Below are 24,391 nucleotides of genomic sequence, written 5' to 3' on the forward strand. Positions count from 1 at the left end.
GGCCACCATGCCCCGGCCCTCCCGGCCAGTCCCCTCGAACCTCGCCCTGGAGGCACCCGCGTGTACGCGATCGGCATGTGCGTCGATGCCCGCTACCTGCTACCCGCCCTGGTCACGCTCGGGTCGGTCGCCGACCACCTGCCGGTGGCCGACCGCCGCGAGAGCGCGGTACGGGTACTGACCAACGGCCTGTCCCCGGGGCAGGCCGCCGTGATGGAGTCCTTCGCCCGCCGCTGCGGGTTCGGCTCCTTCGACCTGCGCTGGCAGGCCCCGCCGCCCGAGAGCGTCATGGCAGACACCGCCTACATCTCGGTCGCCACCTACCTGAGGTTCGGGTTCACCCCCGGCTTCCTCGACCGGCCGTTCCTGATCTACGTGGACGCCGACGTCCACGTACGCGCCGACCTCTCCACGCCTCTGGACGGACTGCCGGCGGATCGGATAGGCGCCGTGCAGGACGAGTTCAACTCGGCCGTCGGCCAGCGCCCCGCCCTGCCCGGCGTCGCCGAGCGCTGGCCCCACCTGGTCGGGCGCACCTACTTCAACGCCGGGATGCTGTGGGTCCCCGCCCCGATGCTCGCCCCCATGCAGGCCGGGGTCCAGCAGGCTCTATTCGGCGGGCGGCAGTACATCAAGCACAACGACCAGTGCGCCCTGAATCTTTGGCTGCTGTCCTCCGGGGCCGCTCACCCGGTCGAGCCGGTGTTCAACCGATTCGAGGTGGACCGGTTCCTCGAGCGGGGGGACTGGGTCCGCCGGGTCATCCGCCGCCCGGTCACCCGCCGGGACGGCCACGTGGTGCACTTCGTCGGAAGCCAGAAGCCGTGGATGCGCTCGTGCCCCAGCACGGAGGACGTGCGTGCCTACCGGCAGCAGATGCACCGCACGCTGCGGCACCTGACCGGGGCAGGTGCACTGTGACTGGCGGCACGGTCCTGGCAGTGGAGAGGGCCTGCACGGAATTGGCCGGGTCGGCTCCGGCGGAGACGGTCCGCGTCCGCAACGGACCGAAAACGGCCGTCTACCGCGTCCGTCTCGCCGACGGCCGCCCGGTGGTGGTCAAGCTGTTCGCGGTCGACGGCACCCACGGCGCTGTCGACGAGGCCCGCCTCCTGGCCGCCGTCACCGCCGCCGGGCGGGTGCGGGTGTCGACCGTGATCGGGTACGGGCCGGTTCCCGGCCTGACCGTCTCTGCCGTGGTCACCACCGATGCCGGAACAAGCACCTTGGGGGATGCCGTCCGAGCCGGGCAGATGCCGCGTCCGGCGGCACTGCTGAGGCTAGCCCTGCTGATGGCTGCCTTCCATAGCGTCAAGGCCCCGGCCGGGGTCCCCCTGGCGCCAGGCATCGGCCAGCAGGTCAGCGCTCTGGCCGCCCACTGCCCCAAGCAGGTCTTCGTCCGGCTCGCTCCCGCCCTGGAGGTCATCGCGGCCGGGGCATGCCTGGAACGACTCGTGTGGTGCCACGGAGACCTCCACCTGGAGAACGTGATCTGCGGAGGCGACCGACGCCTCACCGTCGGCGAACACGGCCGGCCCCGCCTCCCCGACTACCTCGTGGACTTCGAGGCCGCGACCGTGGAGGTCCCCGAGTACGACCTCGCCCAGACCCTCGTGACCTGCGACGCCCTGGAGCTGTCCGACCGGTTGTTCGTGGCCGCTGCCTACGGACGGCCCGTCGACACCCGACTCCTCAACGCCTACGTGGCCTTCCAGGCCGTACGCGGCTGGACCTATGCCGCCCACCGGGAAGGCCGCGACCGCGACACCTGGGCGGCCCGCCTGCACCTTGCCCTGTCTCCGCAATCAGGAAGGACCCTGCTGTGACCGACCCCGATCTGTCGGTGATCATCCCCGCGTACAACGAGGCCGCGTACCTGCCCCGCTACCTGCCCACGGTCTTCGCGTCCCTGCGCGCCTGGGAGGCAGGTTCCGGTCGGCGCGGAGAAGTGGTCGTCGTGGACAACGCCTCTACCGACGACACCGCGACCGTCGCGAAAGAGCTGGGCGCCCGGGTGGTGACGGAGCTGGTCCGCAGCATCGGCCTGGCCCGGAACAGCGGAGCCCGCGAGGCCAAAGGGCGGATGCTGTTCTTCGTCGACGCCGACGTGGCCCTGCCGCTGGAGGGGATCACCGCTGCCGTGGCCGCGATGGACGCCGGAGCCGTCGGCGGGGCGATCCCACCGCTCTACACCCCCGACCGGTTCGGGGCCCGCCTGCTCTGCGCCTACTGGGACCACCACCGCTCCCGTCACGGGGGCGCCCAGGGCGTCAACCAGTTCTGCACCCGGGACGCCTTCAAGGCAGTACATGGCTACCGGCCGGACTACTTCATGAGCGAGGACATGGAGTTCTTCGCCCGCCTGACCGCCTACGGCCGCCGCACGGGCGGGCCGGTCGCGGTCCTCGAAGACCTCCGCGTGCGGCCCTCCACCCGCCGCTACGACGCCTGGTCCACGGCCCGAATGCTCTGGTGGCAGAACCCCGTGGTCGTCCGCCTCGGCCTGACCTCGCCCCGCTTCTGGCGCAACTGGTACGCCACCACCGTCCGATGATCGGAGAACCCCAGGTGACCCAGCCTCCCCTGCCGGACGCCGACGGCATCTACACCTTCCCCACCGACCTCCTGACCGCGCACCGGTCCTGGATGGATTCCCTGACCCGGGCGAAGGAGATCACGACGCTGACGGCACCGCTGACCCTCGCGCCGTACTGGATCGAGCCGCGCAAGCCGTCCGGGCGGCCGGTGGTCGTCATCGAACCCCACCACGACGACTTCGTCCTGTCCGCCTCCGGAACCTTCCTCGCCCGTCCCCGACCGCTGACCGTGGTCACCGTCTTCACCCGCTCCCGCAGCGTCCACCCCTCCCTCGAAAGCACCTACAACAGCGTGGAAACGGTCTCCGAACTCCGCGACCGGGAAGCCGCCCAGTCCCTGTTGCCCCTGGGGGCGGCCAGGGTCGACCTGGGGCACAAGGACGCCGAGAAGCCCTATCGGGCACCCGAGCCCGCCCAGGTGGACCGGATCACCTCCGAACTCGCCGAGTTGCTGGACGGGATGGACGACGCGGAGCTGCTCGCCCCGGCCGCCGTCACTCGCCACCCGGACCACCTCGCCGTCCACGAGGCGGCGCGCCGCCTGGGCTGCCGGTGGTTCTGGGAGGACGCCGCCTTCTGGTCCACCTACGGCCTGTCCGGATGCGACCGGCAGCTGTTCCGGCAGCGGGTGCGCGATGTCTTCGAACCGGAACTGGAGGACATCACGGCCACCGTCCTGGACAAGGTGACCCTGCTGCACATGCACGGCTCGCAGATGCACCCTGCGCGGAAGATGTACCGGCCGATCCGGCACGCCCACACCGTCGCCGCCAACCTGCTGCCCGAACCGGACGGCCGTCCGCGGGGCCAGTTCGCGGAACGCTTCTACCGACTCGGAGGGGCGTGATGATCCTCGGCCTGGAAGGCCCCTCGTACGGGGGCAAGACCTCTGCCCTGGGGCGGCTGCGCCGGGTGCCGGCGATGCAGGACGCGTTGTTCTTCTCCTGCTACGTGAAGTCGTTCGCGCGCCGCGAGGACATCCCCACCCCCTCCACCCGGTCGGCAGACGAGCAGGTGGAGGCGTTCATGACGTTCATGGAGATCGAGGGCGAGCGCGTGGACGCAGCTCGCCGCCACGGCGGGCTGGTCGTCCTGGACCGGACCGTCGACACCCTCCTCGCCCACGCTCACGCCATGGACGAGATCTACGGCTTCAACGTCCTGCCCGAACTGTGACAGCGGGTCGAGGAGATGCCGTACCTGCGGCCGGACCACACCCTGTACCTGGACGTGACACCCGAGCTCTTACACCTGCGCCGCAAGGCGGCCGGGCACCACGAGGTCGAGCCGGAGTACTTCCTCCACGACCCCGCCTTCCTCACGCACTTCCGCGACTACTTCTGTCGCCCGGCCCGCCCGGCGACTGCGGAGTTGGCCGTCGCCTCCGGGGACGGTGACCGCCAAGAGACGGCCGCCGTCGTGCAGGCCCTCTTCACGTACTGGGCGGGTGTCCGGTGACCGGCCCGACGGTGGTGTTCGTATGGAGACGAACGCCGCCACCGCTGCTGATCGGGGGCGCGGAGGTCTCCCAGCAGCTCCTGGCGGAAGAGTTCGTCGGGGCTGGCTGGAGGGTCGTCTACCTAGGCAGCCACGAGGCCCCCTGGAACGGGTCCGCCCAGATCGGCCACCTGCGCGCCCACCTCCGGGCCCACGGAACCGTGTGGGAGGAGGCCGACGGGGAGGTCCGCTACCGGTGGAACGGCGTCTCGTGCCGAGCCGTGCCGCAGGACAGGGTGGAAGCGACGCTGAAGCGCCTCCTGACCGAGGCCCGGCCGGATCTGGTGATGACCTCGCAGGAACGGGCCGCCGACCTCGCCGCACTTGCCCGCCCGTCCTCGCGGGTCGCCGGATGGCTTCACTCGGTCTCGGCCAACAGCATGGGCGTCCTCCACGGCCGACCGCACGTCGCGCTCGCCACGTCAGAGTTCGTCGCGGGACGGGCCCAGACCCACGCCAACACGAAGGCGGTCGTCTTCTACCCGCCATTCGCGCCGGCCGAAGGCGCCGGGCCCCTCCTCGCCGCGGGGCTCGGCACAGCCGGTCGCAGCCCCGGCAGCCCCGGCGGCGTGCTGATGGTCAATCCCATCCCCGCCAAGGGCGCGGCCCTCCTGCACCAGCTGATCCGCCGCTTGCCCGCCCGCCGGTTCACCCTCGTCGAGGGTTGGTGGGACACGGCCAGCGAGTTCACCGCGTACCCGAACGTCCACTGGGTCCCCCGCACCTACGCCATGGGCCCGATCTACGCGGCGAACGACCTGCTGCTCGTGCCCTCCCAGGTCGAGGACGCCTTCCCCCGGGTGATCGTGGAAGCCGGGCTCCACGGCGTCCCCACGATCGGCTCATCCCGCGGCGGCATTCCCGAGGCGGTCAGGGACGGCGGAGTGATCCTCCACCCCGACGACGTGGACGGCTGGCTGCAGGCGATCGATTCGGCCGACCGGACCGGCCTCGGCGCGAGGGCCCGCGCCGGGGCAGCGCCGCTGGTCCGGCCGTGCCTGCCCGAGTTGGCTGCCGCCGGACTCATCCCGGCGGCAGCAGCCGCCGGCTAACGGGCCGCGTAGGCGGCCTGCACCTCGTCGGCGCGGTCGGTCCACCAGTTCAGCAGTGCCTCGTCCGTCAGGAACATCTCGCCGAAGGCGGGGTCCTGGCGGTCAAGGTAGAGCTCCAGCTGCCAGAAGTCGGTCAGCCGCTTCCACCACAGCCGCTTCACCGCATCGGCGAGGTCACCCTCGGACAGATCGATCACGGACCGGTATCCGGAACAGAACGCGGCGACACGGTCGAGGTCGAAGGCACCACCCACCCCGAACTGCACCTGCGCGGTCCGCGCGACCTCCTCCCCGTACGGACGGACCCCGAGCCGGTCCCAGTCCAGGACCGCCACCACCCGGCCGTCGCGGCGCAGCAGATTGCGGTACTGGAAATCGCCGTGCGTCCACCCGTAGGGCCCGGTCGGCACCTCGCCTTCCGGCCGGGCATCGGCGTACCGCGCGAGGAGGCGGCGTCGGTCGTGCAGGACCTCGGCTGCTGCCTTGTCGAAGTCCGTCACCGGAGCGGACGGCAAGCGGCTCAGGAGACCAGCAGCCGCACGGTCGGCCTCGGTCACATCGCGGACCTTCGCCACCGGCGCCTGCTCCGGGACCGGGCCGGGACCATGCCGCCGCAAGCCCTCGTGGAGGCGGCCCAGCAGAGCGCCGAGATCACGCACCTGGTCGAGCGGGAGATCCGTCCCTTGGAAGTGCTCGCCGTCCACCCACGGCAGGACGCAGTAGCCGTGACCATCGACTTCCGCGACGAGGTCACCGTTGGCCGCGCTCAGCGGCGCCGGCACGGGGATGCCCTCGCGAGCCAAGTCCAGGAGGACCGCAAGGTTCCTGCGGACCTTCGGCAGAGGAACGTCGGTGATCTCCTTGAGCGCGAACACCCCGGCAGCGGTCACAAGCCGCCAGTTCCGGTTCATCAGGCCGTGGGCAAGGAACCGCCGACCACTCACCGCGCCCAGCCCGAACGCGTCGGACAGGCTAGGCAGCACTGCCGTCAGAGCATCTTCTCGAGTCGTATCCGTCACCCCCAGCACGGTACGCCGCCCCCGATTCGCGCACCCGAATTCGTCACCCAGATCCCCACTGAGAGTCGGAGGGAGAGGCGAGCCGAGATCGCTCGCGCCACCAGCTCGCCTGACTCCGCCCGTGGCGGAGCCGGAACAGTCCTGGCGGCCTCACTACCCTGACCGACGGACCACCCGCGGCCGTACGACGATCGGGAGACCATGACGACGCCCTCCACCGCCCGAATCGAAGACCTCCTGCAGACCGGCGTTCGCGAGGAGGTCTACCCCGGCGCGGTGTGGGCGGTCGGTGACGCCGACGGCATCCGCGCGAGCGGAGCCGTCGGCCTCCTCGATCCCGACCGGCCCGACGAACCGATGCGGCTGGACACCGTCTTCGACGTGGCCAGCCTTACCAAGATCCTCGCCGTCTGGTCCACGATCGGCACCCTCGCCGAAGAGGGCAAACTCGACCTCCACGCCCCTCTGGGCACCTTCTGGGACGAGGTCGCCGGCCATCCCCTGGCCCGGGCCACGGCCCACCACCTCCTGACCCACACCGCGGGCCTGCCCCTGCGCGCCAACCTGAAGAACCTCTACGGCACCGACCCCCAGGACATCCGCGACGGCGTCCTCCACGAAGCCCTCCACCGCCCACCGGGCGAGGCCGTCGAGTACACCGACCGGGCCGCCCTCGTCCTCGGCTACCTCGCCGAACACCTCTCGGGCCAGCCCCTGGACCGGCTCGCCACCGACCGCGTCTGGCACCCCCTGGGCATGACCCGCACCCGCTTCGGCCCCCTCTCCGCCGCCGAAACTGCCCGCTGCGCCCCCACCGAGTACGACGAGACCACCGGCACCCACCTCAAGGGCACCGCCCACGACTTCTCCGCCCGCCTCCTCGGCGGCATCTGCGGCATCGCCGGCACCTTCTCCGTCCTCGACGACCTCGCCCTCTTCCTCCGCCACATGCTCGCTCCCACCCAGGCCGCCTTCGGTCCGACCTGGATCAAGGACTCCCTCCACCTCCAGACCGGCGCCCTCACCCCCGCCCGCGGCCTCTTCTGGCACCCCGCCCCCGGCACCGACCCTGCGAAAGACGTCTGGGTCCACTACGGCTTCACAGGCACAGGCATGTGGATCAGCCCCACCCAGGGTCGCTGGGCCGCCCTCCTCACCAACAAACTCCGCTTCAACCGCGACCGCGAACCCCTGACGGAGATCCGCGACGCCTTCCGTGCCCTGGTGTTCGCTGAGCCAGCTCAGCTCATGACCACACGTTCATAGCTGAGCTCAGCAATTTAAGATCCCCATCCGGCACCGCCCAAGACACGAGCCGGTAGCGCCTCGCCGTCTCCCGACCGCTCTTCCCCGGCAAGCCCGAGACCCCCACTGGCTCCACCGAAGTGAATCTCCGTCAGCAGCGTTCGCCTCAAGCCTCAGCCCAGCTGGTCGAAACCTATCGACGCTTCGACAAGGCCGCGCTACGTGTAGTGATCCAGTCCGTGATGCCGTCGCGCAACGCAGGGTTTCCGGCAAGCACCTCATGGAAGTTTGACCACTCCTTGGCGGCTTTAGCTGCTGTATCTGCGGCCAAGTCGGCAAGAGCGGCCCCGCTAACTCCGAGCTTGGAATCAAGCCTGGCTTCGAGACTCGAGAAGGAAGAAAGACTAACAGCCTCGAATCGTTTATTACCACAGAATTTCAAACCGAGATCTTCAGGGCCGTCTTCGCTCTCTCGATAGAGAGCGGTCGACACGATGTCATAGACTGGCGAAAGTGTCGGGATTCGGGAATCCGGGTAGATCAAGGACCAGTTCTTGAGATGTGCGTCCCCATTGCCGACGACAACGGAGAAAGCGATTCGCCGAGCAACCTCTTGAAGAGCGCGCAAATCCCGCCCTCGATACGCTAGCGCGGCTACAGTCTCGAAGCTTCCTTGATACTTGTCCTGAGGATACAGATCTCGAACTTGAGCGAAGTCCTCAATATGCACAGCTGTGCGGTCCTGATCCCCAAGTCGATCAAACCGGCGCACGGCGTATGCCCACGCCTCAGAGTTTGGCCACATGCGGGATGGCAGGCCAACCAATTCATCTCGGTGAACAAGGCGAACTTCAGGAACGTCCAACCCGACAGCCTTGGCCAGCGACATCATCGCAAATTCGTTTCTCGGCACATCAGGGAATCGATAATCAGGGAACTTAACGAGCCAATCGCCACGTTCGCCAACTGTCGGGACCGTCAGTCGATCACCTCGCGAAAGCATCGAGAATTTTAGTGCGACTCCGGCTAGCGAGAATCGCCAGGGCGAATCCTTCGAAGGGTTCGTGCCACCGCTCACAACAATGGCCGCATCGCTCGACCAGTCCCAATTCTCATCTGACCCTTCAGCCGGCATAACCTGTACAGCTCCCGGCAAGTCGTGCCCCACCTGAGCAAGAAGTTCCATCTCGCGATCGAGAGATACTTGTCGCTCGTCTGCAACCCATTGGCGGAGCGGTCCCTCGGGGAGCAGATTGGAGAACCACTTCGGCAACCTCAGAGCCGCAGCATAGGGCTTTCGCAGATTTTCTTCGAATCGCAATCCCAGGACCGGCCGTTGAGGGTTACTCAGATAAGACTCACCGAACCGGAAGCTGGTGTAATCGCCCCGCTGACAAAGTGTGCCGACCCGACGCCCATTCAAGAGGACTGCATAAAAAGCCTCAGAGAGAGCCATCAGATTCCTCGTCATCCAGCTCATCGAAGTCCAACGAGTCGAGCGCCGGAGTATCCTCGTACTCCCACTCGGCCATCTGAGACAGAAATTTATGCAGCTGATCTTCAGCTTTCTTCTGGCGTGCTACGAGAAATGCATCACGCTCACCACGTGAAAGACTGTCCATCATGGATCGATCTAGGACGTAAGAGGCCAGAATGGCATCCCAGACGTCATCATCAAGGTCCATCGGCTGCTGAGCCATCCGCTCCAAGAAGGCATCGCCAGTCTCCAATTGACCCGGCGCGAACAGCCGATTTGCGGCCCAGAGCTGTCGTCTACTATCCAAGCCGCGAGGGAATACATACTGCACGGAGACTGCGGCAGTACTTTGCTCACCCAGTAGATTCGTCAGCTCTCGGGCATCATAAGGCGATCCGGTAATCGGGGAGCGGGGACGCAGAGCCCACCACGAACACAGAATGATCTTCCCCGTAGCTTCATTGGTTCGAAACCGCTCGGCATTCGGCATCACACGACGCGCCGAGGCCATCGAATCGATCAGGCCCGATACGGATGCATCCTCATCGCCAGGCTTGATAACGGCGCAGAGGATACGGCTCATCTGAGTGAAGCTTCCCTTAAACACCGCCGGACCTGATACCGAGACCCGCCAGTAGGTGCGCCGCAGTAGCTCCAGATTTCGCTGGCGGGGATTAGGGAAGTGCGCGAAGAATCGAGTGAGAACAACCAGAAGGGCTTTATACGTCAAGAAAGAGGCATGCGGTACGCCAGCCTTCTCCTGAAGGAACGAAATCGCAAGCGCCAACGCCTGCTCACCCTGAGCATAAGCAGTGTCTCGATCTTCCCCAGGGAACTCGGGAGCAGTGCGGCGGCTACTGTCATCAAATTCACTGCGAATATCTCGAGTAGGATCTGGTCCACGCCGTGCCAGGATCGCATGCAGCACAGTATTGGCATCAATGGTACCAAATCCGCTGCGAGCAGCCACCTGTTCGGCAATTCTTGGGATCGACAGGCGATCGGCTGAATCTTCTTCTGGTCCAGCAAAAAGCGCAGAAAAAATCTCAGCACGACTGAGCCTTTTTCCGTAATTATTCATCCGGTCAAAGATGTCAGTCAGCACTCGCTCATCGTCTTGCCTTACGAGATACGCGGGCACTTTGTACTGGCGCAACCTCTTGGCCACCTGCCGGGCCTCCGGGAAGTACTCGGCGCTTTCCTGGCCAACTCCAGAAAACCAGTCAAGTAGCCTGTCAAGGTCAAACAGGACCGGGAGTGGTATGTGTGCCGACTCCAACACCTTAGGTCGAGCTACAAACTCTCGCATCGCAAGGTCGTAGTAGATCGCGAACGGCGGGTGCTCGTTCCCGACCGGATGCAACGCATTCGCTAGACTGGTAATGCGTTGCTGGCCGTCCACAACCCAAAGTGCATTGTCGGCCGCTGGCGCTTCGATCTCTAGCGTCCCCAAAGTAACGGGACCGGGTCCGGATCGCCGCTCCCAGAGGAGAAGGTTTCCGATCGGATAGCCCTTTGAAATGCTATCGAATAGACGAATTACATCTTGCGTCCCCCACCGGAAATCCCGCTGAAAATGCGGAACCCTAATATGCCCACGCCAGGCGAGGTTGATGAGATCTTCCAGCTCATAGGTCGTAGCGCTTGGTTGAGTGTCGAATCCAGATGTAGTCAACAGGTTCACCCTCTCCTGGGACAGGTCCCACGGGTTAGATGCTACCGAGAAGAGTCAGAAAGGTACGGATTTCGAGTGATCCCCCAGTGAGCCCACTCGCCAGATCCAGTCGGCGGGGAGCACAGGGGTCAGGATCATCGCCACCATGGACCGCCTCCTCACCACGGCCACCGACCGATCGGAGTGAAGCCGGCCGACACCATGGAAGCGCCTGGCGCGGGGACGTTAGGATCACGGCCCATGGCTGCGCCTCCTCTTGAGCACACACCGGACCACGACAGGGCCCGGGCCCTGGCCAAGCAATTACGAACCCTCCGGGATGCCAGAGGCTGGAGCCGTGAGCGGCTGGCGAAGGAGGCCGGAGTCCAGCCGAGAACTCTCGCCCGGGTAGAGAGCGGCGGTGCGATCCAGCCAGGTTTCTTCACGATCGGAGCCCTGGCCGCGGCCCTGGAAGTCTCCTTGGACGACCTCTTCTGCCCGCCCAGACCCAACCCTGGGCTGTGGTCCGCCGGCTATGAAGGTCGGGACATCGATTCCTTCGTTTCCTCCCTCGTCGAGAGCCGGATCGACGTCGTGGCAGACGTGCGGCTGACCCCGATCAGCCGCAAGCCCGGCTTCAGCAAGACCCGCCTAGGACAGGCACTCGCCGAGGCCGGTATCGAGTACATCCACCTCCGTGCCCTGGGGAACCCGAAGGACAACAGGGCGCCCTTCTGGGATGGTCGCCTCAGCGTGGGCCGGGCCCGCTTCCGCAGCCTGCTGCGGTCCGACGAGGCCCAGGCTGACCTGGACCGGCTGACCGAACGGGCGAGCCTGTCCCGCGTGGCGGTGCTGTGCTTCGAGCAGGACGAGAGCCGCTGCCACCGCCACGTAGTGCTGACCGCGGTTCGCAAGCGCATCGAGGTACCCGTGGTGCCGTTGGCCTGACTTCGCCCCTTCACTCCGCACGCGCCCTTGTTCAAGGCGACGGCCTCCCGTCCAATCTGACGAGGTGTTGGGCGAAGGGGGACGCCGTGACCGGATTATGGCAGCGCGCACGCATCATGATCACCGTCAAGACCTATCCCGAACTGTCCACCAAGTACCGGGAGACCAGCTGCGTCGCCGGCATACGCCTGGACCAGGGGAAGCCACAGCACGTACGGCTCTTCCCTGTGCCCTTCCGGCTGCTAGCCGAGGAAGCGCGGTTCGCCAAGTACTCAGTCGTCGAGGTCGACGTCCGAACACATCACGGCGACCGGCGCCCGGAGAGCCTGCGTCCGAACCTCGACACCTTGAAGGTGCTCGACCGGATACCGCCCTCCGACGGCTGGCGGCAGCGGTACGCACACGTGGAGCCGCTGATCGCCCCCTCGCTGTGCGCCATCAAGCGAGAGCAGGAAACGAACCGTACCTCGCTCGGCGTCTTCCGTCCGGCTGAGATCACGGGCTTCCGGCTCGCCCCCGCCGAGCCATGGCCCACCTCCAAAGCCGCCATGGCCGATCAGATGGACCTTTTGGACCAGGACCTCCGCCGCCTGGAGTGGGTACCCCTCGAGTTCCGGTATCGCTTCCGCTGCTCGGACAACGCTTGCCCCGGCCACGACATGGCCCTCAGGGACTGGGAGGCAGGCGAGTCCTACCGGAAGTTCCTGCACAAGTATGGTGAGGCCGGCGTCCGCGAGAAGCTGCACGAGCGCTGGTACGAGCGCCTGGTCACCCCGAACCGTGCCGTACACCTCTTCGTCGGCAACATCGCCGCCCACCCCAGGACCTTCATGCTGCTCGGCCTCTTCTACCCCGAACGATCGGTGGTCGCGGGCGGGATCCAGGAGGGCTTGTTCTCCCTGTGAGCGAGCCACCGCACCAGACCGCGAGCACTCCCGAGCAAACAGCGGCCCGACTCCACCTGCCCCGGTGCCATTACGTCGCGTAGCCTCATCGCACCTCGATCACGGTCCCGACCAGCGGAGATCTTCCTTCAAAGGCAGCCCCCTGTGGGGAGAATCTGGGGAGAACGAAGCCCGGTTGGGGAGCGGCTGGGGAGGATCGGCCACATCAACAGGCAGCACGGCGAAAGGGCCGGAAAGACGGATCGTCGCAGGTCAGAGCGTGCCGCCAGTCAATTTCCGCAGGTCAGCGGTGTGAGGGTGACGACTTCAAGAAGATCTCCTCATGGGCGGCCATCTTGTTTGCACCCACGTTGGTGGGAACGATCTACGGCATGAACTTCGAGACCATGCCCGAGCTGAAGTGGGCAGCCGGCTACCCCTTCGCAATCCTGCTGATGGCGGTGGTCTGCGTGAGCCTGTACCTCATCTTCAAGAAGCGCGACTGGCTGTAAGACGGCGGGGATCCACCGAAAATCACTCAGGCTGGCCGACAACAGCCACCTCTCCGTGCCGTACTTCGCCCCGGTCAGCGTTGGCGGACGCCCGTCAGACGGGCGCAGGCGGCCACCACCTCCGCTCTGTGACGGGACTCCGTGCCGGCCAAGGCCGCCTCTACCCGCTGGGTAAACCCTCGCTCACGCTCACGCTCACGACGCTCCTCCGTCCGGTGACGCACCCACCAGCGCACTACCCCTGCGAGCACCGCCAAGACCGTCAGCAGCCACGCGTACGCCCCGGCCGATCCCATCGCCTCACCCACTGCACCGAACACGGCACCTCTCCCCATTCTTCCCCTCGACTCCCCGGCAGCCCTGCCGGTGCCACCAACTCTTCACGTCATGCCGCGTTTCCCTCTAGCGTGAGGAAACTCAGGGGAAACCGATCACCGTACGAGAGGGAGGCCATGGCCGGCGGACGACCCAGCGGCAGCACGGCGCAGCCCGAACTCCGGGAATTAGCTGCCTGGTTCCAGGCGGCACTGCGCGCCGCCGGACATGAGAACGCCCACACCTTTCTCAACGCTCGCCGAGCGGCCCGCCAGGTTCCACCGCCACACAAGAACGCCGTGTACGAGATCCTCGGCGGGCGGCGGCTGCACGAGCTGGCGACCAACGAGCAGTTCGCCCAGTCTCTGGGCCTGCCTCGGCAGGCAGTCGCCGAGGTCTGGGGCAGGGCCCGGTTCGCACTGCAGCGCCGGGAACTGGCCGCCCGGCGCGGCGCACCCGGCCTCACTCCCACCGCCTGGTCCGCCATCCCGCTGCCCGATGACTGGCTGGAGGACCTGCTGTCCAGCCAGGCAGCCGCTGCCGAGCAGTTCCCGTACGACCTGCTTGGCGTGCGCAAGCCGCCGTTGTCTCACATCCACGTCGAACAGGACCTCCAGCCGCTTTCGGAGAACACCAGGCACGCATCGCATGCCCCCACCCTCGCCGCCGCCCTCTCTGCCCACGACCACCTGTTCATCACGGGCGGTCCGGGCGCAGGGAAGACCACCCTTGGCCGCCACATCGTCCGCCAGATCGCCCGGTTTTGGCTCCGCGAGGAGGAAGCGGAAGATCCATGGTGCGAAGAGGCGGTCGTCGCCCTGCGAGTGACAGCGACGGACCTGAGGACACCCCGCGCCCTTCACCAACAGCTCAGCAGCGCCGCAGACCGCACCGGCACCCTGCGCAGCGCCGTGCCCGCCGACCGGTTCGCCGTGCGGCCGCACGGCGTGCGGTGGCTGGTGGTCGTCGATGGTCTTGACGAAGTCGTCTCGCCGAACGAACGGCAGCTGGTCCTCGAGAACCTAGGTCGGGAGATCCGACCCCACGGCCTGTTCCGGCTGCTCATCACTTCCCGGCCACTTCCCCAGGACGAGCTGCGGCCCTTCCGGAACCTGCAGTCCATCGGTTTCTACACGCTCGCCGGTTTCGACTCCGGACAGCAGTTGGCCTTCGCCGAGCGCTGGTTTGGCGCTCAGAGGGATCCCGACCCGGCCGCCGAGGCCCGAGCTTTCCTCAAGGAGGTCAGTCACGCCGGCCTGGGTGAGGTGCTCCATGTCCCGTTGCTGACCACCATCGCCGCCGCATACCGCAGCCGGAACCCCGGAGCACCGCTCCCCCGCGGCCGGGTCGCTCTCTACGACCAGTTCCTCGCCGACATCGCCACTGCCCGCGAGGGCTCCGACGAGGTGGACAAGGGATTCCGGGCTCGGTGGGAGCGTCGCGGGCAGGGTCGGCTCGCCGAGTCGATGCTGGCGTACCGAGACCGCTTGATCACCCACCTGGCCCGGGTACGCACCCTGGGAGGGAGGGGCTCCATCCGCCTGTTGGACGCCGCCGTGGCCTGGCTCGGCGCAGCCCTCCCGTCGGACCTAAAGTGGCCGGAAGGGGCCCGAGACGAACTCGGCCAGTTCCTGGCTCAGAGCGGAATCCTCGTCTACGACCACGATGAGGTCTCGTTTCTGCACCTATCCTTCGCGGAGTTCCTGGCCGCACGTGACGAGGCCGCACGGATCCCAGCGGACTTCCCCGGTCTCGAAGACTGGGCCAACGAGATCCGGAGCCCGTCCTCTCGGAACCGAGTGCTTTTCACCTTCGCCCTGTGGGCTCGGCGCCCAGGGCACGACGTGACCCTGGTCGTACGGCATCTACTGGCTGGCGATCTCGAACACCGAATCATGGCGCTGCGCTTGATCACCTCGGGAGTGCCGCTCGGGGACGCCCTGGAGGAGGCGGTGATCGAGCGGGTGGCGGACCTCGGTCGGCACTCGTTCGACCGCGGCCATGAAAAGGGCCGCCAGGTACTGAGGGAGCTGTCCCAGCTTCGGGGAAGCCGTCTGCTGGCGGCCAGGCTACGGCGGATCGCGGAGGCCGACGGCCTTTCCGCCTCTCTGCGGATCGGAGCTGCTTCCGCGTACGCGGAGGTCGCCTCACTTCCCGAGGGGGTCACCCTGCTGCAGGCGATCGCTCGGGATACCCCGCCCGAGGGCGCACTGGAATGCTGCCGGGAATTGGCCGTGCTCGATCCAGCCGACACAGGATTCCGTGCAGGACTACTATCTGACCTGCTCGCCTCGTCGACGACTCCCACCTGGAACCGGCTCGTGGCCGCAGAGGAGCTCGCGGCTCTCGGCCGTACGGAAGGCCTGGCCGAGTTCACCCGCTCGGTCCTGGCCGGCACCGAGGAGAACGGTGGAGTCCTGGAACGGGCAGGGCAGCTCTGGTACGAATTGGAAGGAAAGTCGGCTGCATCGCGCGTCGCGGCAGCGGTGGCCCAGCGGCCCAGCACACGGGATTGGGCGAAAGCCTCCCTGGCGCAAGTGCTCTTGCTCTTCGGCCTCGTAAACGAAGCGATTCCACTTATGGCGTACACCATCGAGAATTCCGTGGATTCGGATTCGATCGACAACGTGGTGCGCGGTTGGCTCGACCAAGAGGGGGAGAAAGCCGCCGACGGTTTGACCGAGCTGCTCCGCGGATACAAGGTCTGGAACACGGACGAGCGCCCGGGCATCGCCATGGACCTCGTGCGTGCCGGATTCCCGAGGCAGGCCGTGGAATTGGTCCGGCTGAGCCTCGATGAGCCAGACCCGGACACCCGGCACCATCTAACGCTGGAAGTGATGGTGCTCATCCGAGCTCTGGGGCCTGAGAGCTCGGATGAGGTCCTGAGCTGGTTGGACCGGAACCGGGCCACGGCAGATTCCTACGCCTCCGCGATGCGGGATTTGGCCGAGGTGGACGCGGGCACGGAAGGTCTGTTGCCCCTGGCGCGACGGGTACTTCGCCATCCCGGAAGTGGACACGACGAGTTCACCTCAGCTGCCCGCACTCTCTTTCGGTTGGCTCGCGCCGACGCCTGCGCCGAAGTGTTGGCCGCCCTGCACGACCGCCCATATGGCGGCCCCGCCCTGCGGGCGGCACTGCTGCCGTTGCTCGCCGAACACGGTGAGGCGGCGGCCGTAATGGCTCTGGGACAAGAACTGCTGGCAGACCCCGGCCTCGTCGGGCGTGAGTTGGAGGCTGTTTTCTCGGCTTGGCTCACCGTGGAGGGCCGCGAAGCGGCAGCCGCCATCCTGGACCGGGTGAGGACCTTGGTACGGCTCACGGCTGATCAGAGCATGCTTCTTGCCGAATTCCTGGCCATGCGGGGGCTGTCCCGTGTGGCGGTCCCATTGTGGTGCCAGGTGGCTGCGGCCCCCGAAGCCAGTGTCGAAACCCGTTGGCGAGCTGTCCAGGAGCTGCTTACCGCCGACGCCGCCCCTCAAGCCAAACAGGCGTTGCGTGCAGCGTTGCTGGCCCCACCCGCCCCGGGCGAGGCACTGCTGGTCGCTCGCCTTCTCTCCTGGGTACAGCCGCCAACGCCACCGGCGCTCGTGAGCACACAGACTGCTGGGACGGAGTCCTAATTGCTGTCCTGCGGATCGCGCTGCGGCGTCAGGTGTCTACGGAGGCAGCAGCTCGACTCCCCCGTTCGGCAAAGGCCCGATTCGGTACTTGTGTCGAACATAGCCAGCGGTGATCCTCCTTCCCCCGCCCGGCCAGAGCTGGGGAGAGCCTGGGGAGAATCGATGCCCGTTGGGGAACGGCTGGGGAGAATCGGCCGCATAGACGGGCAACACGACGAAACACTCAGAAAGATCGATCACCGCAGGTCGGACCGCCTATCCAGACGATTTCCGCAGGTCAGCGGCGTGAGGGTGACGACTTCAAGAAGATCTCCTCGTGGGCCGCCATCCTGTTCGCACCCACGTTGGTGGGAACCATCTACGGCATGAACTTCGAGACCATGCCCGAACTCCAGTGGGCAGCCGGCTACCCCTCCGCGATCCTGCTGATGGCGGTGGTCTGCGTGAGCCTCTACGTCATCTTCAAGAAGCGCGACTGGCTGTAGCTGGATGAGCCCTCCGGCTACGTCCGCGACACCCTTCTGCCCGCCATGGTGAAGGGCGCGGCCGAGTCGGGCCGCCCGGTGCCCCGCATGGTCACCGTCGTGCACGCCGCCGTCGACCGCCGCGGACGCCATGCCTATCGGCTCGCCTTCACAGGGGCCCACTTCCACCTCGCCGGGCCGCACTACTGCGTCATGCTGCGCCGCGCCGGCCTGCGCGTCCACCACAGCCGCCCGGGCCCCGGCGCCCGTGCACTCGTCGACTCCGGAGTCTTCCTCTACGGCACGCCCGGGAACATCGCCGCACAGATGGCCGGATACGAACGGGCGGGGGTGGACGAAGTTGTCGTCAAGGTCGCGGGAGTGTATTCCGAGCATGGCCGACCGGATGCCGTACAGGACCTCCAGGAGATCCTCGCGGCCTGCCAGGAGGCGGCGAACTGACCCGTGAAGGGGTGCGAGAGGCCCGGGCACGACCGCGTGCCGCCCTGCCGCACGCGGTGAGGAGAGGCAAGACGGTGCGCGACGACATCGCCCGATGGCTGGACGAGCACGCCAAGCCCTTGAGCACCCTGACCCCCGGCGCGCCCGTGGAGGACCTGCAACCCCTGGGGGAGGCCCTGCGGGGCACGCGGATCATCGGCTTGGGGGAATCCACGCACGGTACGAGCGAGTTCTTCCGGCTGAAGCACCGCATGCTGGAGTTCCTGGTCCGTGAGGAGGGGTTCACCGCCCTTGCCATGGAGGCCAGCCAGTCCGCCGCCCGCGCGCTCGACGCGTACGTCCGGTACGGTGCCGGCTCCCCCGAACGGCTCGTCGCCCGGCTCGGCTTCTGGACCTGGCGCACGCGCGAGATGGTCGACCTCGTCGAGTGGCTGCGCGCCCACAACCGCGACCTGCCCGCAGAGCGCCGGATCCGCTTCGTGGGAACCGACCCCCAGCTCTGCGCCGACTCGGTCGAGGCCGTCGCTGCCTTTCTGCGCCGCGCGGCGCCCGGTCAGGCCGGGTGCGTGAACGCCTTGGACGTACTGGCGCGGGCCCGCCCGGGCTCCATTCCGGACCCGGACAAGGCCCTGGTGCGGCGCGCCGAGGAAGTCGCACGCCTCGTCGCGGACCACGTCGAGCGGTCGGGTGCCGGCGACGACGCCGGCGAGGCCCTGGAACACGCGCGGATCCTGGTCCGCGCCGCCGACCTGGTGAGCCGGCCCTTGAAAGCCTCAGCCGGCGAGGACGGCGTGTACACCGCGCGTGACCGCTACATGGCCGAGGCCGTCGCACGGCTCGTGGACGACGACCCCCGGGCCCGCGTCGCGGTCTGGGCACACAACGGGCACATCGCAAAGGGCACGTACGGGGACCAGGTGCCGGCCCTCGGCAGCAGACTCCGAGAACGGTACGGCGACGCCTACTACGCGCTGGCCCTCTTCTTCGGCAAGGGCTCCTTCCTGGCCCGCCGCGGCCACGACCTTCAGCGCCCGCCGGCCCGCCACCGCATCGGCACCGGCTTCCGCTCCTTGGAGGCGTGGCTCGCGGACGCCGTACCCGGCGACTACTACGCGGACCTCCGCGGCGCGGTTACGTCCGCCGGCGGCGCACCCTGGCTGCACACCCCGCACGCGCAGCGCAGCTTCGGCGCCAACGTCCAACGGTTCTTCTACCGCCTGAACACGGCCCCGCTCGTCCCGGCCGAGGACTACGACGGCATCGCGTTCGTAGCACGCTCGACCTGCTCCCACCTGCTGCCCGAGGCGGTGGACTGAGGCTCTTTCACGGCCATGGGCCGAGGGCGGCGTTCATAGTGAGCTGCCACGACGGTTCGGCACCGGTCCGAATGCCGCGGCGAGCGCCCGTAGCCCAGGGGCGCGTCATAAGGGTCCCTGGCGGGCTCGATCGTCGCGTCTCCTGCTCATCCTGATCGTCTCCCCCGGCCTCGTCCGGATGCGAGGCGGAAGGGGGCCGGGGGGAGGATCGCGGTGGGCGGATCCTGGTTGAGCGGGTTCTTGCCGGGCGTCCGGCCGGCCACGTGGCCGCCCAGATGGGCACGTCCCGGCCCAGCGCCCACAAGTGGGTCCGCCGCTGGAGGGCGGAGGGTGAGGCCGGACTGCATGACCGCTCCAGCAGGCCGCACACCACCCCGCACCGCACGCCCACGGCGACCGAGAACCAGGTCTGCCTTTGCCGGGCGGCGGCCTCCGTGCTTGGTGAGGCTCTGCGGCGGCCGGGTGCCCTTCCGATTCGACACGTGTCAACATAGACGTATGTCGAACATCGAGGAGCTGCCGCTGCTGGAGCCGGATCCTGCGGCCCCGGCCTGCTGCCCGCCGCTGGCCGAGCGCCCCTTCAGCGCCGAGGAGGCGGAGCGCACCGCCAGGATGTTCAAGGCCCTCGGCGACCCGGTGCGGCTGCGCCTGTTCTCCGCCGTCGCCTCCCACCCGGACGGGGAGGCGTGCGTGTGCGACATCTCCGACGTCGGGGTCTCCCAGCCGACCGTCTCCCACCACCTGAAGAAGCTCAGGGAAGCCGGCCTGCTCAGCTCCGAGCGCCGCGGCACCTGGGTGTACTACCGCGTCGAGCCGTCGGTGGTGGCCGCCATGGGCCGCCTCCTCGCCACGGCCGCCGACCGCTCCGGCTGAGGGAGCGCCGGGAGCGGCGGCCGTCAAGCGGTGCCCACCACCACCGGGCCGCCCGCCGGGTCGACCCGCGCCGTCCACCCCGGCGGCAGCCTCAGTGAGCGCCACGCCGGCACCCGGCCCGGGAAGCGGCGGCGCCACAGCAGGCGGCCGTCCTGCGACACCTCCACCACCGGCGCGGTCAGCGGCACCGCGGAGCGCAGCAGCAGCGGCCGCCGCGCGGGGGCCGTGACGCGGTTCGGCGTCACCCACGCGAGCGGGGCCCGTACGAGCAGCGGCGGGCCGGCGTCGGGCCAGGGGGCTCCCGCGAGGCGGGCCAGGACCGGGGCGGCGGCGGCCCGGCCTTCGGCGGCCGCGGTGGCCGCGCGCTCCACGCCGTGCAGGGCGTTGCCGACGGCGAAGACCCCGGGCGTCCCCGTGCGGAAGGCGGCGTCCACGCGGGGTCCGAGGGTGCCGGGGTCGACGGGCACGCCGCCGCGGCGGGCCAGTTCGTGCTCGGGGATCCAGTCGCCGGTGAAGACCACCGTGTCGCAGGCGATGACCCCCGAGCGGCCGTCCCGGTGGCGGACCGCCACTCCGGAGAGCCGGCCCCGGCCGCGCAGCTCGCTCACCGTGGTCGCCGTGAGCAGCGGAACCCCCGGTACGGCGGTGCCGCGCGCGTGCTCGGTGAGGACCGCCACCACCTCCGTGCCCGACCGCCGCAGGGTGCGTACCGCGTGGCGGGCCACCGGCTCGGCGCCCACCACCACGGCCCGGCGGCCGACGGGGCGGCCGTGGAGGTGGACCGACTGCTGGAGCTCCCCGGTGGTGAGCACTCCGGCCGGGCGGGTGCCGGGCACCAGCCGGGCGCTTCGGGGGCGTTCCCTGGCACCCGTGGCGAGGACGACGGCCCGGGCCGTGATCCGTTCCAGCCCCGACGGGCCGGTGGTCTCCAGGGCCAGCGGTCCCGCCCAGCCGGTGGCGGTGACGCCGGTACGGACGACGGCACCGGCGGCCAGGGCCGCGGCCACCGCCCGGCGTGCGTACGCGGGTCCCGGCAGCCAGGGCAGCGGCGGCCGTCCGAAGCCGCCGTGGTGGCAGTGGCGGGGGACGCCGCCCGCCTCCTCCTCGCGTTCCAGTACCTCGACCCGGCCCGCGCCCGCGGCCACGACGCGGGCGGCCAGGGCCAGCCCGGCCGGGCCCGCTCCGACGACCAGCACGTCGACCGTGCGGTCCGTGCGGCCCGTGCTGTCCGTACGGCTCACCGGCGGGCCTCCTCGAACAGCGCGCGTACGGCGGCGCCGCAGTGGAAGCCCTGGCAGCGGCCGCCACGGGCGCGCGTACGGCGCCGGAGTCCGTCCAGGGAACCGGGCGGGACGGTACCGGCGAGCGCGTCGCGGATCTCCCCGCGGGTCACGCGCTCGCAGTGGCAGACGATCCGGCCGTACTCGGGGTCCGCCGCGATCAGCTCGGCGTCGCGGTAGGGACGGCGGAACGCCTCGCCCAGGTTCGGCATCCGCACCGGCTCCGGTTCCCGTGGCCCGGCCATCGGGAGACCGCCCTCGGCGAGGAGCTCCACCACGTGGGACGCGATCGCCATGGACGCGGTCAGACCGGTCGAGCGGATCCCGCCCACGGTGACGTACCGCTGCGCGGGGTGGGCGCGGATCGCGTAGTCCTCGGATCCGGTGGCGGCCCGCAGTCCCGCGTACACGGCGGTGACCTCCTCCTCCAGGAGCGCGGGCAGGATCCGCCGGCCCCTCTCCCGCAGCAGTGCGATCCCTTCGGCGGTGGACCCGGTGGCGGTCTTGTCGTCCAGGTCCTCGGCGGTCGGCCCGAGCAGCACCTTCCCGTGGACCGTCGGCGTGACCAGGACGCCCTTGCCGAGCGCGCCCGGTACCGGCAGCAGGATGTGCCGGACCAGGCCGCGGGCGAGCTCGTCGAAGACGATCAGCTGGCCGCGCCGGGGGGTCACCGTGAAGTCCGCGTGCCCGAGCAGCCGGTCGACCGCGTCGGCGTGCAGGCCGGCCGCGTTGACCAGGTGGCGGGTGCGCAGTACGCCGCGGCCGGTGTCCAGCAGGTGCGGGGCTCCGGGGATGACGGACCGGACCGGGCAGTTCAGGTGCAGGTCGACGCCCGCGCGGACGGCCTGCGTCGCGTAGGCGAGCGTGGTCGACCAGGGGCAGATGACGGACTCGCCGGGCACGTCGAGCGCCCCGAGCGCTCCGGGTCCGAGCTCCGGCTCGCGGGCCCGCACCTCTTCGGCCGACAGGACCCGGGCCTGGTGGTAGCCGTTGCGCTCGGCCTTGCCGGCGAGGCCGGGCAGCGCGGCGCGCTGCTCTTCGTCCCAGGCCACGAGGAGGGCCCCGAGCGGCTCCACCGGGATGCCGCTCTCGGCGGCGTACGCGGCGAGCCGCCGCCCGCCGTCCCGGACCAGCCGGGACTCCAGGGTCCCGGGCACCGCGTCGAACCCGGTGTGGAGGATGGCCGTGTTGGCCTTGGAGGTGCCGTCCCCGACGTCGTCGGACGCCTCGACCAGGGCGGTCCGCAGGGGCAGCCGGGCCAGTTCGCGGGCGATGGCGCAGCCCACCACACCGGCGCCGATGACCGTCACGTCGTACTCCCCGCCGGGCAGGGCGCCGCGGGTGGTGACGCTCATGCGGGGCCGTCGAGCAGGGCGGCGACCGCGGTACGGAACCGTGCGCGGCGCTCGGCGGCCTCGCCCGCCCCGGCCCGGGGCTCGTAGACGGCGGAGGGCTTCCACTCGGGGACGGTGTCGCGGACCGTGAGGGAGGGGTCGAGGCCGAGCCGGGCGACCGCGCCGACGCCGAGGGCGGTGGCGTCCGGCAGCGCCGACACCTCGACGGGGATCCGGAGCAGATCGGCCTGGGCCTGCATGAGCAGGGCGGACCGGGTGAGCCCTCCGTCGACGCGGAGGGAGGTCAGCGGCGCGCCCAGGTCGGCGGCGGCCGCGTCCGCGAGCTCGGCGACCTGGGCGGCGATGCCGTCGCAGAGGGCGTGCACCAGGTGTCCGGCGGTGGTGCCGAGACCGAGTCCGGTGACCGAGCCGCGCAGATCGCCCCGCCACCAGGGGGCGGCGAGCCCGGCGAGCGCGGGGACGAAGGTGACGCCGCCGGAGTCGGGGACGCTCCCGCCCACGGCGTCGATGTCCGCGGCGCCGGAGATCACTCCGAGATCGGTGAGCCAGCGTACGGCGGAAGCGGCCGTGTACACCTGGCCGTCGAGGCAGTAGCTGGTCCGCCCGGCGATCCGCCACGCCACACAGCCGACCAGTCCGGAGGAGCTGCGGCGGGGGTGCGGTCCGGTCTGGGCGAGCAGGAACGCGCCGGTGCCGTAGGTGCACTTGGCGGTGCCGGGGGCGGTGACGCTCTGGGCGAGCAGGGCGGCCTGCTGGTCGACGAGCAGTCCCGTCAGCGGCAGTTCGGGACCGAAGGCGGTGGTGGTGCCGACGCGGGAGTCCGCGTCGACGATCCGCGGCAGCGGCTCGCCGGCGAGGCCGAAGACGTCGAGGGCGGCCTCCGACCAGCCGACGGTGTCGAGGTCGAGCAGCTGCGTACGGCCCGCGGTCGCCGCGTCGGTGACGAACTCGCCGGTGAGGCGGTGCACCAGCCAGGCGTCGCTGGTGGTGACGACGCCCCGCCGCGTCAGGTGGCGGCGTATCCAGGCCATCTTGGGGGCGGCGAAGTACGGGTCGAGCGGCAGCCCGGTGCGCTCGCGCAGCAGCTCGGCGTGCGGGGACAGTTCGGTGCACAGCGGTGCGGCGCGCCGGTCCTGCCAGACGATCGCGTCGGTCAGCGGTTCGCCGTTCGCCGGGTCCCAGGCGAGTACGGTCTCGCCCTGGTTGGCCAGGCCCACCGCCGCCACCGGTTCACCGGCCGCCGCCAGCGCGGCCCGCCCGGCGTCCACGACCGAGCCCAGCAGCTCGCCCGGGTCCACCTCCACCCGGCCGTCGGGCAGGTACCGGGGCCGTACGGGAGCGGAGGCGGAGCCGATGACCCCGCGATCCGGGCACAGGACGAGGGCCTTGGTTCCCGAGGTGCCTTGGTCCACAGCGAGCACCGGGCCCGTCATCACCACTCCGTCCGTGTTGCGGCAGGTCGTCGATCGCGTCGGCGACCGGGCCCCGGCCAGGTCGCCGATCACGTCGGCGACCACGTCAGCCGTCGCCGGTCGGAAGCCTTCACTAGGGGAGGTCGCCCGTCAAGATCCACCCGAGCGCGCGGCCGCGGCAGTGACGTTCAGTCATGTTCCGTGCGTGGCTTGAAACTTGTGTCCGAAAGGGAATGCGTGTGCGATCGGCCGCCTCCGCTCTATAGTGATCGCCGGTCAACGGGCGGTAACGGCGCCGCCCGTGACCCAACGGCGGGGGTTCGCCGGGCAGTTCGCGCATGGTTCACGCATCCCTGGTGCTGGCCCGGCCGCAGTGCGGCTACCGGACGCCGGACGGACCCGA

At 69.2% G+C, this 24,391-nt stretch carries 20 protein-coding genes and 3 pseudogenes; 17 read left to right on the forward strand and 6 right to left on the reverse strand.

The window, feature by feature from the left end; genetic code table 11:
• The first annotated feature begins 60 nt into the window (after window positions 1-60).
• From ACFY7H_RS31245 to ACFY7H_RS31275, 7 genes are read left to right on the forward strand one after another with little or no spacing between them, the layout of a single operon-like run.
• The gene (locus tag ACFY7H_RS31245) at window positions 61-921 is read left to right on the forward strand and encodes a glycosyltransferase family 8 protein (RefSeq protein ID WP_388945104.1); all 861 of its coding nucleotides are present in this window, start codon (window positions 61-63) and stop codon (window positions 919-921) included.
• Complete coding sequence (locus tag ACFY7H_RS31250; protein ID WP_388945107.1) at window positions 918-1,826, forward strand: phosphotransferase family protein; 909 nt, start codon at window positions 918-920, stop codon at window positions 1,824-1,826. The genes ACFY7H_RS31245 and ACFY7H_RS31250 overlap by 4 nt, the downstream gene beginning before the upstream one ends.
• Complete coding sequence (locus tag ACFY7H_RS31255; protein WP_388945109.1) at window positions 1,823-2,554, forward strand: glycosyltransferase; 732 nt, start codon at window positions 1,823-1,825, stop codon at window positions 2,552-2,554. The genes ACFY7H_RS31250 and ACFY7H_RS31255 overlap by 4 nt, the downstream gene beginning before the upstream one ends.
• Window positions 2,551-3,444, forward strand: a complete 894-nt coding sequence (locus ACFY7H_RS31260) for a PIG-L deacetylase family protein (protein ID WP_388945112.1) — start codon at window positions 2,551-2,553, stop codon at window positions 3,442-3,444. The genes ACFY7H_RS31255 and ACFY7H_RS31260 overlap by 4 nt, the downstream gene beginning before the upstream one ends.
• Window positions 3,444-3,773 carry a hypothetical protein gene (locus ACFY7H_RS31265; RefSeq protein ID WP_388945115.1) on the forward strand — a complete coding sequence of 110 codons (330 nt, stop codon included), beginning with the start codon at window positions 3,444-3,446 and terminating at the stop codon, window positions 3,771-3,773. The genes ACFY7H_RS31260 and ACFY7H_RS31265 overlap by 1 nt, the downstream gene beginning before the upstream one ends.
• Before the next feature lie 15 nt (window positions 3,774-3,788).
• Window positions 3,789-4,055, forward strand: a complete 267-nt coding sequence (locus ACFY7H_RS31270; RefSeq protein WP_388945118.1) for a hypothetical protein — start codon at window positions 3,789-3,791, stop codon at window positions 4,053-4,055.
• Entirely contained in the window at window positions 4,052-5,146 is a 1,095-nt protein-coding gene (locus ACFY7H_RS31275) for a glycosyltransferase (RefSeq protein WP_388945121.1), read from the forward strand. Before ACFY7H_RS31270 ends, ACFY7H_RS31275 begins: the two co-directional genes overlap by 4 nt.
• Here ACFY7H_RS31275 and ACFY7H_RS31280 read toward each other — a convergent pair.
• Complete coding sequence (locus tag ACFY7H_RS31280) at window positions 5,143-6,174, reverse strand: phosphotransferase (protein ID WP_388945123.1); 1,032 nt, start codon at window positions 6,172-6,174, stop codon at window positions 5,143-5,145. The two genes, ACFY7H_RS31275 and ACFY7H_RS31280, sit on opposite strands and share 4 nt — an antisense overlap.
• Before the next feature lie 192 nt (window positions 6,175-6,366).
• Here ACFY7H_RS31280 and ACFY7H_RS31285 point away from each other — a divergent pair, with 192 nt between their 5' ends.
• Window positions 6,367-7,431: a serine hydrolase domain-containing protein gene (locus ACFY7H_RS31285; protein ID WP_388945126.1), complete on the forward strand. Its 1,065-nt coding sequence runs from the start codon at window positions 6,367-6,369 to the stop codon at window positions 7,429-7,431.
• A gap of 172 nt (window positions 7,432-7,603) precedes the next feature.
• Here ACFY7H_RS31285 and ACFY7H_RS31290 read toward each other — a convergent pair whose 3' ends face one another.
• Together ACFY7H_RS31290 and ACFY7H_RS31295 are read right to left on the reverse strand one after the other, a co-directional pair.
• Window positions 7,604-8,881: a type II toxin-antitoxin system HipA family toxin gene (locus ACFY7H_RS31290; protein WP_388945128.1), complete on the reverse strand. Its 1,278-nt coding sequence runs from the start codon at window positions 8,879-8,881 to the stop codon at window positions 7,604-7,606.
• Entirely contained in the window at window positions 8,853-10,571 is a 1,719-nt protein-coding gene (locus ACFY7H_RS31295) for a DUF262 domain-containing protein (RefSeq protein ID WP_388945131.1), read from the reverse strand. Before ACFY7H_RS31295 ends, ACFY7H_RS31290 begins: the two co-directional genes overlap by 29 nt.
• Window positions 10,572-10,802: 231 nt before the next feature.
• Between ACFY7H_RS31295 and ACFY7H_RS31300 the strand changes: the two genes are divergently transcribed.
• The 9 genes and pseudogenes from ACFY7H_RS31300 to ACFY7H_RS31340 all read left to right on the forward strand — a co-directional run bounded on the left by ACFY7H_RS31300 (window position 10,803) and on the right by ACFY7H_RS31340 (window position 19,941).
• The gene (locus ACFY7H_RS31300) at window positions 10,803-11,489 is read left to right on the forward strand and encodes a DUF488 family protein (RefSeq protein ID WP_388945134.1); all 687 of its coding nucleotides are present in this window, start codon (window positions 10,803-10,805) and stop codon (window positions 11,487-11,489) included.
• Window positions 11,490-11,605: 116 nt separating this feature from the next.
• Entirely contained in the window at window positions 11,606-12,394 is a 789-nt protein-coding gene (locus tag ACFY7H_RS31305; RefSeq protein WP_388945208.1) for a hypothetical protein, read from the forward strand.
• A 305-nt stretch (window positions 12,395-12,699) separates the two neighbouring features.
• Window positions 12,700-12,885: pseudogene (locus tag ACFY7H_RS31310) on the forward strand (CorA family divalent cation transporter); the annotation flags it as partial.
• Window positions 12,886-13,499: 614 nt separating this feature from the next.
• Window positions 13,500-16,826, forward strand: coding sequence for an NACHT domain-containing protein (locus tag ACFY7H_RS31315; RefSeq protein WP_388945137.1), 3,327 nt, complete (start codon window positions 13,500-13,502; stop codon window positions 16,824-16,826).
• 299 nt (window positions 16,827-17,125) lie between these two features.
• Window positions 17,126-17,311, forward strand: a pseudogene (locus ACFY7H_RS31320) (CorA family divalent cation transporter); the annotation flags it as partial.
• A gap of 45 nt (window positions 17,312-17,356) precedes the next feature.
• Complete coding sequence (locus ACFY7H_RS31325; protein WP_388945140.1) at window positions 17,357-17,752, forward strand: hypothetical protein; 396 nt, start codon at window positions 17,357-17,359, stop codon at window positions 17,750-17,752.
• A gap of 74 nt (window positions 17,753-17,826) precedes the next feature.
• Entirely contained in the window at window positions 17,827-19,068 is a 1,242-nt protein-coding gene (locus tag ACFY7H_RS31330) for an erythromycin esterase family protein (protein WP_388945143.1), read from the forward strand.
• 221 nt (window positions 19,069-19,289) lie between these two features.
• A pseudogene (locus tag ACFY7H_RS31335) lies at window positions 19,290-19,490 on the forward strand (helix-turn-helix domain-containing protein); the annotation flags it as partial.
• Window positions 19,491-19,566: 76 nt separating this feature from the next.
• Window positions 19,567-19,941: an ArsR/SmtB family transcription factor gene (locus ACFY7H_RS31340; RefSeq protein ID WP_388945146.1), complete on the forward strand. Its 375-nt coding sequence runs from the start codon at window positions 19,567-19,569 to the stop codon at window positions 19,939-19,941.
• Window positions 19,942-19,964: 23 nt separating this feature from the next.
• Here the strand turns inward: ACFY7H_RS31340 and ACFY7H_RS31345 are convergent, their stop codons facing one another.
• The 3 genes from ACFY7H_RS31345 to ACFY7H_RS31355 are packed head-to-tail and all read right to left on the reverse strand — an operon-like array spanning window position 19,965 to window position 24,009.
• Window positions 19,965-21,182, reverse strand: coding sequence for an NAD(P)/FAD-dependent oxidoreductase (locus tag ACFY7H_RS31345; RefSeq protein WP_388945149.1), 1,218 nt, complete (start codon window positions 21,180-21,182; stop codon window positions 19,965-19,967).
• Window positions 21,179-22,576, reverse strand: a complete 1,398-nt coding sequence (locus tag ACFY7H_RS31350) for an FAD-dependent oxidoreductase (RefSeq protein ID WP_388945151.1) — start codon at window positions 22,574-22,576, stop codon at window positions 21,179-21,181. Before ACFY7H_RS31350 ends, ACFY7H_RS31345 begins: the two co-directional genes overlap by 4 nt.
• The gene (locus ACFY7H_RS31355) at window positions 22,573-24,009 is read right to left on the reverse strand and encodes an FGGY family carbohydrate kinase (RefSeq protein ID WP_388945211.1); all 1,437 of its coding nucleotides are present in this window, start codon (window positions 24,007-24,009) and stop codon (window positions 22,573-22,575) included. The genes ACFY7H_RS31350 and ACFY7H_RS31355 overlap by 4 nt, the downstream gene beginning before the upstream one ends.
• Window positions 24,010-24,391 lie beyond the last annotated feature (382 nt).

Source organism: Streptomyces sp. NPDC012794, from assembly GCF_042901085.1.
In the GTDB taxonomy this organism is placed as follows: Bacteria; Actinomycetota; Actinomycetes; order Streptomycetales; family Streptomycetaceae; genus Streptomyces.

What these genes read in the sequence shown, in the direction of transcription:
- ACFY7H_RS31260 (WP_388945112.1), top strand. Translation starts at nt 2,551, where the DNA reads ATGATCGGAGAACCCCAGGTGACCCAGCCTCCCCTGCCGGACGCCGAC.
- ACFY7H_RS31265 (WP_388945115.1), top strand. Translation starts at nt 3,444, where the DNA reads ATGATCCTCGGCCTGGAAGGCCCCTCGTACGGGGGCAAGACCTCTGCC.
- ACFY7H_RS31270 (WP_388945118.1), top strand. Translation starts at nt 3,789, where the DNA reads ATGCCGTACCTGCGGCCGGACCACACCCTGTACCTGGACGTGACACCC.
- ACFY7H_RS31285 (WP_388945126.1), top strand. Translation starts at nt 6,367, where the DNA reads ATGACGACGCCCTCCACCGCCCGAATCGAAGACCTCCTGCAGACCGGC.
- ACFY7H_RS31290 (WP_388945128.1), bottom strand. Translation starts at nt 8,881, where the DNA reads ATGACGAGGAATCTGATGGCTCTCTCTGAGGCTTTTTATGCAGTCCTC.
- ACFY7H_RS31300 (WP_388945134.1), top strand. Translation starts at nt 10,803, where the DNA reads ATGGCTGCGCCTCCTCTTGAGCACACACCGGACCACGACAGGGCCCGG.
- ACFY7H_RS31305 (WP_388945208.1), top strand. Translation starts at nt 11,606, where the DNA reads ATGATCACCGTCAAGACCTATCCCGAACTGTCCACCAAGTACCGGGAG.
- ACFY7H_RS31325 (WP_388945140.1), top strand. Translation starts at nt 17,357, where the DNA reads ATGGTGAAGGGCGCGGCCGAGTCGGGCCGCCCGGTGCCCCGCATGGTC.
- ACFY7H_RS31340 (WP_388945146.1), top strand. Translation starts at nt 19,567, where the DNA reads ATGTCGAACATCGAGGAGCTGCCGCTGCTGGAGCCGGATCCTGCGGCC.
- ACFY7H_RS31350 (WP_388945151.1), bottom strand. Translation starts at nt 22,576, where the DNA reads ATGAGCGTCACCACCCGCGGCGCCCTGCCCGGCGGGGAGTACGACGTG.
- ACFY7H_RS31355 (WP_388945211.1), bottom strand. Translation starts at nt 24,009, where the DNA reads ATGACGGGCCCGGTGCTCGCTGTGGACCAAGGCACCTCGGGAACCAAG.